This window comes from Neisseria sp. P0001.S007, from assembly GCF_051963655.1.
In the GTDB taxonomy this organism is placed as follows: domain Bacteria; phylum Pseudomonadota; class Gammaproteobacteria; order Burkholderiales; family Neisseriaceae; genus Neisseria; species Neisseria subflava_A.
In genome coordinates this window covers 155,165-167,295 of record NZ_JBQCUB010000004.1, presented here as the reverse complement: position 1 = coordinate 167,295, position 12,131 = coordinate 155,165, and the positions used below count along the sequence as shown (strand labels likewise).

The 12,131-nt window shown below is 49.1% G+C and carries 10 protein-coding genes and 1 pseudogene; all 11 read right to left on the bottom strand.

The window, feature by feature from the left end:
- Positions 1 to 1,778, bottom strand: a 1,778-nt coding sequence (locus ACTHRE_RS05915; protein ID WP_440345267.1) for a collagen-flanked surface repeat-containing protein, incomplete at its 3' end; no start/stop codon positions are given.
- Positions 1,779 to 1,859: 81 nt separating this feature from the next.
- Positions 1,860 to 2,156, bottom strand: a pseudogene (locus ACTHRE_RS05910) (ESPR domain-containing protein); the annotation flags it as partial.
- A gap of 765 nt (positions 2,157 to 2,921) precedes the next feature.
- A complete protein-coding gene (locus tag ACTHRE_RS05905; protein WP_283127000.1) occupies positions 2,922 to 3,050 on the bottom strand; it encodes a hypothetical protein in 129 nt (42 codons plus the stop codon).
- Positions 3,051 to 3,251: 201 nt separating this feature from the next.
- Positions 3,252 to 4,832: a bifunctional phosphoribosylaminoimidazolecarboxamide formyltransferase/IMP cyclohydrolase gene (gene purH / locus ACTHRE_RS05900; protein ID WP_440344876.1), complete on the bottom strand. Its 1,581-nt coding sequence runs from the start codon at positions 4,830 to 4,832 to the stop codon at positions 3,252 to 3,254.
- 431 nt (positions 4,833 to 5,263) lie between these two features.
- A complete protein-coding gene (locus ACTHRE_RS05895) occupies positions 5,264 to 6,139 on the bottom strand; it encodes a DMT family transporter (RefSeq protein WP_070459340.1) in 876 nt (291 codons plus the stop codon).
- A 174-nt stretch (positions 6,140 to 6,313) separates the two neighbouring features.
- Entirely contained in the window at positions 6,314 to 6,553 is a 240-nt protein-coding gene (locus ACTHRE_RS05890) for a Fis family transcriptional regulator (protein ID WP_070459344.1), read from the bottom strand.
- A gap of 70 nt (positions 6,554 to 6,623) precedes the next feature.
- Entirely contained in the window at positions 6,624 to 7,628 is a 1,005-nt protein-coding gene (gene dusB / locus ACTHRE_RS05885; protein WP_440344877.1) for a tRNA dihydrouridine synthase DusB, read from the bottom strand.
- Positions 7,629 to 7,759: 131 nt separating this feature from the next.
- On the bottom strand, positions 7,760 to 8,410 hold the full coding sequence (locus tag ACTHRE_RS05880; RefSeq protein ID WP_070585035.1) for a site-2 protease family protein: 651 nt from the start codon (positions 8,408 to 8,410) through the stop codon (positions 7,760 to 7,762).
- Positions 8,411 to 8,472: 62 nt separating this feature from the next.
- Positions 8,473 to 9,717 (bottom strand): hypothetical protein, encoded by a 1,245-nt coding sequence (locus tag ACTHRE_RS05875; RefSeq protein WP_440344878.1) that lies wholly within the window; start codon positions 9,715 to 9,717, stop codon positions 8,473 to 8,475.
- A 210-nt stretch (positions 9,718 to 9,927) separates the two neighbouring features.
- Positions 9,928 to 11,346, bottom strand: coding sequence for a type I glutamate--ammonia ligase (gene glnA, locus ACTHRE_RS05870; protein ID WP_440344879.1), 1,419 nt, complete (start codon positions 11,344 to 11,346; stop codon positions 9,928 to 9,930).
- A 238-nt stretch (positions 11,347 to 11,584) separates the two neighbouring features.
- Positions 11,585 to 11,971: a surface-adhesin E family protein gene (locus ACTHRE_RS05865; RefSeq protein ID WP_440344880.1), complete on the bottom strand. Its 387-nt coding sequence runs from the start codon at positions 11,969 to 11,971 to the stop codon at positions 11,585 to 11,587.
- Positions 11,972 to 12,131: the final 160 nt, after the last annotated feature.

Below are 12,131 nucleotides of genomic sequence, written 5' to 3'. Positions count from 1 at the left end.
TGGTCACCTTTGTCGCCTTTTTCGCCTTTAGCGCCGGCTTCACCTTGGTCACCTTTGTCGCCTTTTTCGCCTTTAGCACCGGCTTCGCCGTCTTTACCGTTCTTACCATCTTTTACGATAGTAGTAGTGATTGAACCATCACCTTGATTGATAATAGTGATTTTATGGGTACCGTTAGCGTCATCATCTTCAACTTCAACAGTGAAGCTGTTGCCATTTACACCAGTATCACCTTTTTCGCCTTTTTCGCCAGCGGCGCCGGTATCGCCTTTAGGACCAGCAGGACCAGTATCGCCTTTTTCGCCTTTAGGGCCAGCAGGACCAGCATCACCTTTTTCGCCTTTAGGGCCAGCAGGACCAGCATCACCTTTTTCGCCTTTAGCACCACCACCTACTACGCTCAGGGTGTATTCGTTAGTGCCGTTTGAAGTCATTTTCAGACCTTCACCAGCGATCAGTTTCAGGGTGTTATTGGCATTTGATTTAGGATCGTATCTGTATGTACCTGCAGCTGGTGAGCTACCGCTACCATCGTGGCCTTGGAATACAAATGGATTCAGATTTTCGATGCGGCTTGCTACGGCGAACAATTGAGAGCCGTTGATTGCATCGGTAGAAGTTTGAGAAATACGGCCTGCGGCAACGTTTTGGATTTGACGTTCTTTACCTGCAGAACCTACAGACAATACTGCGCCGTTATTTAAACCGCTGGTTGCGCCTGCGAAACCACCGTAAGTGTAGCCGCCAACAGTACCACTGTTGGTAGGTACGAAGTTGCTGGTTGTAGAACCGTTACCCAGAGCTACGCTGTTTTCGATAGTAGATTTAGCTTCAGTACCCAAAGCCAAAGTGTTTTTAGCTGTTGCTTGAGCATCGTTACCCAGAGCAGTTGCATAATCACCACCATTGGCTTTAGCACCACGGCCTAATGCAATCGCTTGCGTAGAAGCAGCGTTACTTTGTACACCCAATGCTACCGCGTATCGAGCACCTGCTTTAGCAGCAGGACCGAATGCAGCCGCAGAAGTACCATCAGCTACGGAACCACGACCGATAGCTACGTCAGAACCTTGTTTCGCTTGAGCGTCGCCACCCAATGCTAATGCGCCGTTTTGCAGGGCTTGGGCGCGCTCACCGACAGCAATTGCTACGATACCAGTTGCTTGAGCTTCTGTACCGACTGCGATTGCCGAACCGGCATTGTTTACTGAGCCTTCCGCATTAGTACCGGCAGAAGTACCATTGGCTTTCGCACCATGGCCTACTGCAACGTCGGAAGCTTGTTGGGCATTTGACTTAGAACCTACTGCAATAGAGTTATTACCAACTGCTTGAGCAGCTTCAGCTGCCTCCATTGAACCACCAACTGCAACAGAGTTTACACCAGCAGCATTAGCCGATGTACCACCAGCAAAAGAGGCCGTACCGCTTGCTTTAGATGCTGCACCAACCGCAGTAGCGCGTTCAGCAGAGGCTGCTGCATATCCACCCAATGCAGCTGCCGCACGAGCAGAAGCATTTGTTTTAACACCAACCGCAACGGCATTATCAACACTTGCAGCAGAGCTCATACCTGTCGCAACCGTATTGGCTGCAGATGCATTTGCTTTATAACCTACAGCTACTGCTGCGGTACCAGGACCTGTTTCAGCACCAGCTGGTACTTCACCACCAGCTTTTGCTTCTTGACCAAGAGCAACTGCGGAATTTGCACTAGCGTTAGAGTATGAACCGATACCAACAGATTGAACACCCAATGCGGTTGCTGATGTAGCCATAGCAAGCGCGTGGTCTTTGCTTGCTACAGTGCCTCTACCAATAGAAATAGCATCGGTCCACTTGGCAGTAGCATTTCTACCAATCGCAATTGTGTGTTGATGTGAGGCAGTTGCGTTAGCGCCTACAGCGACAGCTTCGCGTCCAGCAGCAGGGTTTTTCACACCATTCGGCCAAAGATTAACTGCATCATTAGTAGCAAGATCAGAACCAGCAATTGCACTACCGGACGCCATCAAAGCACCTGCCGCTGCAACTGCAGCAGCTACGGCTTTACGCTTGTCAGAAGCGGATTTTTTGCCGTGTGCATGGCTGATCTCGGAAACCGCGGTCCATGTCTGGGTCGCGTGATTCCAAATGACTTTAAAGACTTTATTCATATCGATTTTCCTGTAAGGGGTTTGATTTCTTTTGGGACGTGTTGCTCGGCTGCAAACCGCCTGTCCACACATTTGCCGCATTTCAGAGTTTCCCCTTTATGCGGTTTCATGCCGTAATCTCGTGTATGCAATTCCCGTGCCAAAAGTCTCTACTCGGCCGAATAGCAGCTAAAAGCCTGTTTTATGGGATTTTATGCTGATACATTTCCAGAAGCTTGTGAAGTTTGGGAAACGATGTGCCGTTTTTTGTCAGCTTGTTTCTTAACAAGTCACTTTTTGTCAACTTCCTTCAATGCATTCGGAATCCTTGTCCAAATTTTATATGCGTTTGGTTTCGCAAATCAACTCTTCCGATAAAGTGTTATTTTTTCGCTCTCAACGGTCATCCCCGTTAGATTTACTTGTTGCTTTATTTAAACGCTTTTTCTAGCTATTTGATTTTACGTTTTTATTCTTAAACAATAATGATTATTAAATAATATATGATTTAGATAGTTTCTATTGTAATAGATTTGAATATTGGATTTATTTAGGTAATTAATGAAATTTGTATTGAAAATTGGTTTGAAACGTGTGATGGCTTTGCATAGCCTGTTTTTAGACGGCCTTGACCTTTCCTAACATATAAATAGTGCGCAAATGACACGAATTTATGCGCTATTAAGCCGATAGATAACATTAAAAAGGCAAGTGTAAAACTTGCCTTTACGTTTGGGATTTGTTTGTTCTCTGTTGTAGAAAACTGTGTTGTTTTTTCAGACGGCCTTACCAACGGAATGTTTGGGTCACGCCTGCGGAGGCGCCGTTGTTGCCGGCATAGCCGTAGCCGCCGGTATGACTGGAAGCGCAGGCGGTGAGTGCGGCGAGGGTAAGGATGAGGAAGATGTGTTTCATGTTTCTTGCTCTGAGGGGATTGGCTTTAGACTTGGGCGGCGTTGTGTTGCCGTATGAATCGGGCTGGCTGGGGCTTGGTTGCTTTGTCCTGATTTGCAGTTAGGCCGCTAAATTGTTTGATGATTGAAAAAGGCCGTCTGAAAACTGGTTTCATGATATTGAAACTTTGTTTTCAGACGGCCTTTATTTTATATCAGCTTATTAGTGGCGGAAATGACGGATGCCGGTGACGACCATGGCGATGCCGTGTTCGTCCGCTGCGTCAAAGACTTCTTGGTCGCGCATGGAGCCTGCGGGATGGATGATGGCTTTGATGCCCTGCTCGGCAATGACATCTACGCCGTCGCGGAATGGGAAGAAGGCATCGGAAGCGGCACATGCGCCGTTGAGGTCGAGATTGGCATCTTGCGCTTTGCGGGCGGCGATGCGGGTGCTGTCCACACGGCTCATTTGACCTGCGCCGATGCCGTAGGTTTGACCGCCTTTGCCGAAGACGATGGCGTTGGATTTGACGTATTTTGCGACGTTCCATACAAACATCAGGTCGTTCCATTCTTGCTCGGTCGGTTGGCGTTTGGAGACGACTTTCAAATCGGCACGGCTAATACGGTGGATGTCGGGGGTTTGTACCAACAGTCCGCCGCCGACGCGTTTGAGTTCAAAGCGATTGGCACCTGCTTCAAGCGGCACTTCCAATACGCGCACGTTTTTCTTGGCTGCGGCGATTTCGAGGGCTTCGGCGGTGAACTTCGGCGCCATGAGGACTTCCATAAATTGGTTGTCGGTAATTTGTTTGACGGTTTTGCCGTCGACTTCGCGGTTGAAGGCGATGATGCCGCCGAATGCGCTGGTGGTGTCGGTAGCGTAGGCGAGTTTGTAGGCATCCAGGGTATTGGAGGCGATGGCTACGCCGCACGGATTGGCATGTTTCACAATCACGCAGGCCGGCGAGTCAAAGGATTTGACGGCTTCCCATGCGGCATCGGCATCGGCGATGTTGTTGTACGACAATTCTTTGCCTTGCAGCTGTTTGTAGGCGGAAAGGCTGCCTGCGGCGGGGTAAATATCGCGGTAGAACGCGGCGCGTTGGTGCGGATTTTCGCCGTAGCGCATGTCTTGCACTTTAATCCAGCTTTGGTTGAACTGACTTGGAAATTCGCCGATTTGGGGCTGGCCGCTCAAGACGTCGTCTGAAAGCGAGGTCAGGTAGTTGGAAATCATGCCGTCGTATTGGGCGGTATGGCTGAATGCTTTGCGTGAGAGGTTGAAACGGGTTTTGTCGCTCAATGCGCCGTTGTTGGCTTCGAGTTCGGCGGCGATGGCAGGGAAATCGGCGGTATCGGTAACGATGGCGACGTGTTTCCAGTTTTTCGCGGCAGAGCGCACCATGGTCGGGCCGCCGATGTCGATGTTTTCAATCGCGTCTTCCAGTGTGCAGTTTGGTTTGGCAATGGTGGCGGCGAAGGGGTAGAGGTTGACGCACACGAGGTCGATGTTGCCGATGCCGTGCTCTTCCATCTTGGCGACGTGTTTGTCCAAATCGCGACGGCCGAGGATGCCGCCGTGGATTTTCGGATGCAGAGTTTTCACGCGGCCGTCGAGCATTTCGGGGAAGCCGGTATAGTCGGCAACTTCGATAACGGGAACGCCTGCATCAGCCAAGAGCTTTGCTGTACCGCCGGTAGAGAGGATTTCAACACCGAGCTTGGTCAGGGTTTGGGCAAATTCGACTGCGCCTGTCTTGTCGGATAGGCTGATCAGGGCGCGTTTGATGGAAGACATTTGGATTTCCTTTGTTGAAGGTTTAATCAGTATGGGATGAATTTTCAGGGCGGTATTATCCCCCAGTTTCGCATTTTTAGCAGTAGGTTTTTACAAATATTGTTAACAATTTTATTGTAAAAGGCCGTCTGAAACTTGGTTTCAGACGGCCTTTTGCTTTTGCCTATTTAAATCCCATTTTTTTCGCCGCCATGCCTGTGCATCATGGCATGAGTAAGGCAACGGGGGCGTAGGTTAGCTGGCATTTGTGCGCGGCAAGCGGTCGATTGTAATACTTGGCAATGACGGCCTGTACAGCGGCTTTGTCGTTATCGGGGGCAGCCGACGCCAAGATAGGGCAGGCAAGCAAAAGCAAATGCGTTTCATGGAAATTTTCCCAAAATGTTTTATTAAAAATGATACTGCTTGCTTGAGGCCGTCTGAAACCGTTTTCAGACGGCCTTTTTATGTTTGTTGCTCACACGCGTCAGCATACCGGCGACAAAAGTGGACGCAATAACGACGGTAATGCCCATCGCAGACATGGTACTTAAATGTTCGCCCAAAATTAACACCGCCATGATAACGCCGATGACAGGCTCAAGCGAAATCAGCAGGCCGGAGACGTTGGCAGGGACTGTGTTCATGCCTTTGTTCCACAACAGATAGGCAAGCCAACTACAGCCAATCCCCATATACAAAACCGACAGCGTACCGCCCCATGACCAATTGATTTGATAACTGTCCGCCAACACCAGCGAAAACGGCAGGCACAACACCGCCGCCACTGCCATGGAAGCCGCGGTAAATGCAGGCGCACCAATACGGACAATCATCTGCTGGCTCGGACGTATCACGCCTGCAAAACCGAATCCCGCGAGCAAAATCAGCAAACAGCCGAACCAGTCAATCGTACCGCCCTCTTCTGCACCGCCCATGACCATCATGCCCACGCCGGCAAACGCCACCGCGCAGCAAATCCAGTGGTAAAGTTTGGCTTTGTCGTTGAAGAAGAAATGACCGACAAAGACGACCAGCAAAGGCTCCAGCCCCACCATGGTAACCGCGCTGGCCGCAGATGTATATTTCAAACCGATAAACTGGAGCATCAAAACGACAACGTAGTTGACAAAGGAAATCCACAACAACGGCTTCCACTCGCTCCGCGGAATCCTGCCCAAATGACGGCGGCACGACGGCAACACCATCAATGCGGCAATCAACAATCGCGCCTCAACCATCAGCGTCGGATCGAGCATCTCGTAGGAATATTTGGCAGCGATAAACGAGCTGCCCCAGATTAACAGTGCGAGTATTTGGTAAAGCATGGTTCAACTCATGGTAAAAAATTAATCGTTTCTTCTCTGGTTTTCAGACGGCCTGAAACCTTTTCAAGCTGTTTTTATTGTGTCAGCAAATCTAAATATATTTAACTAGTGGATAAATGACCCGGCCGGTTCTTTCATTATAGGCAGGCAGAAATGTCTGCCCTATCCTCCCTATTACAACAAACCATGCTGCTGCAGCTTTTTGCGCAAGGTATTGCGGTTTAACCCTAAAATGGCCGCCGCTTTAGACTGGTTGCCGCCGCATTGTTCCATCACGCAAATCAGCATCGGCTTTTCAACTTGGTGCAACACCATATCGTACACGCCGCAAGGTTCTGTACCATCCAAGTCTTTGAAGTATTGTCGTAAGTTTTGTTCAATACATTGCGCAATGTCAGTCGTCGTTTGATTCATCGTGATATCTTTCTTTGAGTTTGTTTTTAAATAGATTTATTTTTTAGATGATAAGGCCGTCTGAAACTCTTCAGCTTTCCCGATAGTGACACACCCAGCGGTCGGTTTTCTCTGAAAGCGTCTCAAGATAGGCGGCAAGGGTATCGTATTGTGCCGCAGCACTGTCCAAGCGGTTGATGTCCCGGCGTGTCTGTTCGCCGTCGGGCATTTCGTCGATGTACCAGCCGATGTGTTTTCGGGCGATGCGTACTCCGGCAATTTCTCCATAAAATTCATGCATGGCGCGGATGTGGTTCAAAATGGTGGTATTGCATTCTGCCAAGCTCAAGGCTGGCGGCAAAACGCCGTGTTCGGCGTAATGTTTTAAATCACGGAAAAGCCACGGCCTGCCTTGTGCGCCGCGCCCTATCATGATGCCGTCGGCGGCGGTTTGCTTGAGGACGGCGGCGGCTTTTTGCGGTGAGGTAATATCGCCGTTGACCCAAACGGGGATGTTCAGACGGCCTTTGGTTTCGGCAATCAGTTCGTAACGCGCTTCGCCTTTGTACATCTGCGTACGGGTGCGGCCATGAATGGCAAGGGCTGCGATGCCTGATTCTTCGGCGATTTTGGCGATGGTCGGCAAGTTTTGATGTTCGTCATGCCAGCCCAAACGGGTTTTGAGGGTAACGGGTACGTCCACCGCGTTGACAACGGCTTCCAAGATTTCGGCAACCAAAGGCTCGTTTTGCATCAATGCGCTGCCTGCCTGCACATTGCAGACTTTTTTGGCCGGACAGCCCATATTGATGTCAATCACCTGAGCGCCCAAGCCGACGTTATACCGCGCGGCTTCCGCCATCTGCTGCGGATCGCTGCCGGCAATCTGCACGGCCACCACTCCGCCCTCGCCTTCAAAATCGCTGCGGCGCAAGGTTTTTTTGGTATGGCGCAAGCTCGGATCGCTGGTCAGCATTTCGCATACCGCCCACCCTGCACCAAACTCGCGGCAAATCCGGCGGAACGGTTTGTCCGTAATACCTGCCATGGGGGCAAGTGCGATGGGGTTGTCAATGAAATAGCCGCCGATGTGCATGATGTGTGCGCCAAATTAAAAGGGCTGAAATTGTACAATTTTTAAGCAACTTTTCCAATCGTATTTACATGTTGCACAATGAAAAAGGCCGTCTGAAACTGAATTTCAGACGGCCTTTTCAGCCAAAACATTTAAATAAACAGCATGACAACCATCTGCACTGCTGTCTGAATCATGGCAATAATCGGCCAAATCAGTTTGGCCAGCAGGCCGGTAAACAAAAGAATCAGGATAATCCATGTACCGTATGGCTCGATTTTACGGAACTGCATGGACTGCTTGGCGTTAAGGAAGGTATCGAGAAAAATACCGCCGTCCCAAGGCAAAATCGGAATCAGGCTGAATGCGACCCAAATCGAGTTCACCATCACGCCGTAACCGGCCATCTGCACCAACGGCGCTTGATAAGACTCAGGCACATACGCGGCAAGTACGACGACAAAACCCCAAAAGAACGCCAAAATCAGATTGGCAATCGGACCTGAAATCGACACCCAACGCCACGCGCGGCGCGGATCGCGGAAATTGCGCGAATCGATGGGCATAGGACGCGCCCAGCCGAACAGAAAACTGCCAATCATCAGACACACCAGCGGCACGACAATTGTACCGACAGGATCGATGTGTGGCAGCGGATTGAGGGTCAAACGCCCGAACTGCTCGCCGGTATGGTCGCCCCAATACCGCGCCGTATAACCGCGTGCCACTTCGCGCACGGTAATGGCCAACAACACGGGCAATACTGCCAGCAGAAATACGCCTAAATCAAAATTTGCAAACATGGTTTTCCTTATCAAACATGCCGTCTGAAAACAGAAAATATCCTTTCAGACGGCCTGAGGCTTTAATCTTCCTGTTTTTTGTCCGAACCGAAAAACTCTTTCAGCTCTCGCCAAGTAATGCCTTTACCTTGCGGATTAAATTTGAAGACTGGTTTGCCGTAATTGCTGTACACGTTGTCGCCGATAATATTGATGGCCTTATGCGTACCGTTAATTTGTATATACATGCGGGAAGCCAAAATACGGCCTTTGCGGTCAAGATAATAGTCGACAACAGGATTGTTACCGGATATACGCTGGAAGCTAAGTGGCTGGTTATCACTTATGCTGACAAACATACTGAAAAATTCCCGCGCATTTTTATAATCTTCTTCTGTTGACCCTGGTTGAGGCGTTTTCTGTAATTTCGACAATTCTTCATCAAAAGCCTTAGCCATTGCCTTCATTACGACAGAATCATACTCCGGTTTCATGACATGACGTACACGATAGCGTGCATGATTTGCCTTACCAAAGGCATCCATTTCTTTAAATACATATGCATCGGCAGGCATAGCCTTATTGGCACTCAAAAAAGCACGTACTCCCGCCTCTGCAATATGATCAAAAGGCACGCCTTTCGAATCACCGATTTCTTTCAAACTCAATTTTAAAGGTTCTTTGATTAAACGTTTACCGATTTTCTCATCGGTGTACACACTAATAATGGCAGCAGCACTGGCAGGCGGATCCATATAAATTTCCCATTTTTCCGCATCCAGTTTCATAGGAAGTTTGATACTAAGTTTTTCATTGTGGTTGTTGATGGCCAATTCAGGAATCATCTCAAACTGACGCGTTGATAAGTCAACAGCTACCTCATAATTCAGATGAACCCCTTCCATGTAACTGGATATGGCAGGATATTTATCCAGATAATCAACGGCAACTTGTGCGATATTGCCGTCCGGCAAGGCATCAAGCATTGCATTGCGGAACTCAGCCTCTTCTCGTTCAGAAAACTCCTGCTTCAAAGCAGCGTCGTCTTCTTGAGCAACCTCCATAGAGGCTGCCGCCTCCCCCTCTTTGGCTTTGGCATCCTCTGCTTTCGCTTCGGCTTTCTCTTCCACCTTTTCATCTGCCAATACAGCTTCAGCCAATGGGCTGATATATACTTGAGAGCTGCCTGTGATGTTAAAGCTGTGGTCTTCTTTTAAAATACGGTCATTGGAAATCGACATGACCTCGTGCGCGGTTTTGTGATCCAAATTACTGCACGCGCTCAAACCAAATGCCGCAGCAATGGCCAAACCAATTATCTTCTTCATTCTGCCCAACCTTTTTGACGAAATGATTTTATTAGCACAATTTAACACAAGGAACTGATTCCATAAAGGCTTTCAAACAGCATGATTCATTGCTTCTCGCTATCATACCTAATTCAAGCACCCTATCTATTTTAAGCCTAAAGGCCGTCTGAAACTTCAAATCCAGTTTCAGACGGCCTTTGATTTCCTATTTAAAATGTTTCAGCTGTTTTACAGGCTGTAATACATTTCAAATTCCAGAGGATGCGGTGCCATGCGGATGCGGCAGACATCTTCCTCTTTAAAGGCGATGTAGCTGTCGATCCAGTCTTTGCTGAATACGCCACCGCGCAGGAGGAATTCGTGGTCGGCTTTGAGGGCAGCCAGTGCTTCTTCCAAAGAAGCGCAAACGGTCGGCACCAATGCATCTTCTTCCGGAGGCAGGTCGTACAGGTTTTTATCGGCAGGGTCGCCCGGATGGATTTTGTTTTGGATACCGTCCAAACCGGCCATCAACAAAGCGGCAAACGCCAAATATGGGTTGGCGGTCGGATCAGGGAAACGCGCTTCAATACGGCGTGCTTTGCTGCTGTTCACAGACGGGATGCGGATGGAAGCGGAACGGTTTTTGGCAGAATATGCCAGTTTGGTCGGCGCTTCAAAGTGTGGCACAAGGCGTTTGTAGGAGTTGGTGGACGGATTGGTAATCGCGTTCAAGGCTTTGGCGTGTTTAATGATACCGCCGATGTAATAAAGTGCGGTATCGGACAAACCGGCATAGCCGTCTCCTGAGAACAGGTTTTGACCGTCTTTCCAAATGGATTGGTGAACGTGCATACCGCTGCCGTTGTCGCCCATAATCGGTTTAGGCATGAATGTAGCGGTTTTGCCGAAGTTGTGGGCAACGTTTTGAATCACGTATTTCATGTCTTGGGTTTGGTCGGCGCGTTTAACCAAAGTGGCAAAACGGGTACCGATTTCCATTTGGCTGCCGGTACCGACTTCGGCGTGATGAACTTCCACTTCGATGCCGAGTTCTTCCAAAACATTGACCATGGCAGAACGCAGGTCTTGACCGCAGTCAATCGGCGCAACAGGTGCGTAACCGCCTTTAACGGTCGGACGGTGGCCGGTATTTTGACCGTCCATGTGCAGGCCGCTTGACCATGCGCCGCTTTCGGAAGTGATTTCGTAACGGGTTTTGTGCATGTCAGTTTCGAATTCTACGCCGTCAAAAACGAAGAATTCAGGCTCAGGACCGAAATAGGCGGTGTCGCCGATGCCGGAAGATTTCAAGTAGGCTTCGGCGCGGCGTGCGATAGAGCGGGGGTCGCGGTCATAGCCTTGGCCGTCGGCCGGATCGATAACGTCGCAGGTAAAGACAACGGTGGTATCGTCGTAGAAAGGATCAACGAAGGCTGTAGACGCATCGGGACGCAACTGCATATCTGAAGCCTGAATACCTTTCCAACCGCCGATGGACGAACCGTCAAACGCTTGACCGTTTTCGAACCATTCTTCGGGATCGTCGAGGACGATGCGGGAGGGGATAGTAAAGTGGTGCTGCTTGCCTTTGGTATCGGTAAAGCGCAAATCTACGAAGCGGGCTTCGCTTTCTTCAATCAGTTTTACAGCGTCTTTGATGGACATCTTCAGCTCCTGAGGGAATGGGTTTAAGTTGTTATTCTACCACGGTAAGGCCGTCTGAAATACATCAGGGCACCCGTTTTTACGCAATGAAATATAGTTTCAGACGGCAAGATTGTCAACAATATGCTTCGGTTTGTCTGTTCAAAAGCGGAATGCCCGCTCTTTTGTCCGAATGCCGACAAAACAGATGCCGTCTGAAAGCAGTTCAGACGGCATCTGTTGTTTGATTTGAAAACGGTCAGCGAGGATAGCGGTTGCAGACAAATTTGTACATACTCTCTCCAACCGTACCGGGAATAACATAATCCCATTCGGTATAGGATCGTGTATCAGAGCCGATAGGGTTTCCCGATTTGGAATACGCCGTTACTGTCAACATCCTAAAACGTTTACCACTGCAATCCATTTCTCTCAACGTTTTAGTTGTATTAAAAAATTTTCCATCGCCAATCTTTTGCGGCTTTGCGTACCTATGTTCAAACCATGCTCTATTGTCCGTACGGCTGTCTGCATCACCAAACGTGGTATTATTGTCATTGTCAATATCTACCAACACCCAATCCGCCGCCACCGCCGGCGTTGCCAACCCTAATGCAAATACTGCCAAGCACAACATCTTTTTCATGTCCGACTCTTTCGTCCTTGTCAACAAAATAAAGTTAAATTGTAACAAAAAAAAAACGACTTTTTTTCAAGAAACAAACATTCCGTCATGCTACCTGACAACCGTTTCAGACGGAATCGTTTCCATCTGTACGCCGCCGTTATAAAATAGCCTTCCCGTC

What these genes read in the sequence shown, in the direction of transcription:
- ACTHRE_RS05905 (WP_283127000.1), bottom strand. Translation starts at nt 3,050, where the DNA reads ATGAAACACATCTTCCTCATCCTTACCCTCGCCGCACTCACCGCCTGC.
- purH (WP_440344876.1), bottom strand. Translation starts at nt 4,832, where the DNA reads ATGTCTTCCATCAAACGCGCCCTGATCAGCCTATCCGACAAGACAGGC.
- ACTHRE_RS05895 (WP_070459340.1), bottom strand. Translation starts at nt 6,139, where the DNA reads ATGCTTTACCAAATACTCGCACTGTTAATCTGGGGCAGCTCGTTTATC.
- ACTHRE_RS05890 (WP_070459344.1), bottom strand. Translation starts at nt 6,553, where the DNA reads ATGAATCAAACGACGACTGACATTGCGCAATGTATTGAACAAAACTTA.
- dusB (WP_440344877.1), bottom strand. Translation starts at nt 7,628, where the DNA reads ATGCACATCGGCGGCTATTTCATTGACAACCCCATCGCACTTGCCCCC.
- ACTHRE_RS05880 (WP_070585035.1), bottom strand. Translation starts at nt 8,410, where the DNA reads ATGTTTGCAAATTTTGATTTAGGCGTATTTCTGCTGGCAGTATTGCCC.
- ACTHRE_RS05875 (WP_440344878.1), bottom strand. Translation starts at nt 9,717, where the DNA reads ATGAAGAAGATAATTGGTTTGGCCATTGCTGCGGCATTTGGTTTGAGC.
- glnA (WP_440344879.1), bottom strand. Translation starts at nt 11,346, where the DNA reads ATGTCCATCAAAGACGCTGTAAAACTGATTGAAGAAAGCGAAGCCCGC.
- ACTHRE_RS05865 (WP_440344880.1), bottom strand. Translation starts at nt 11,971, where the DNA reads ATGAAAAAGATGTTGTGCTTGGCAGTATTTGCATTAGGGTTGGCAACG.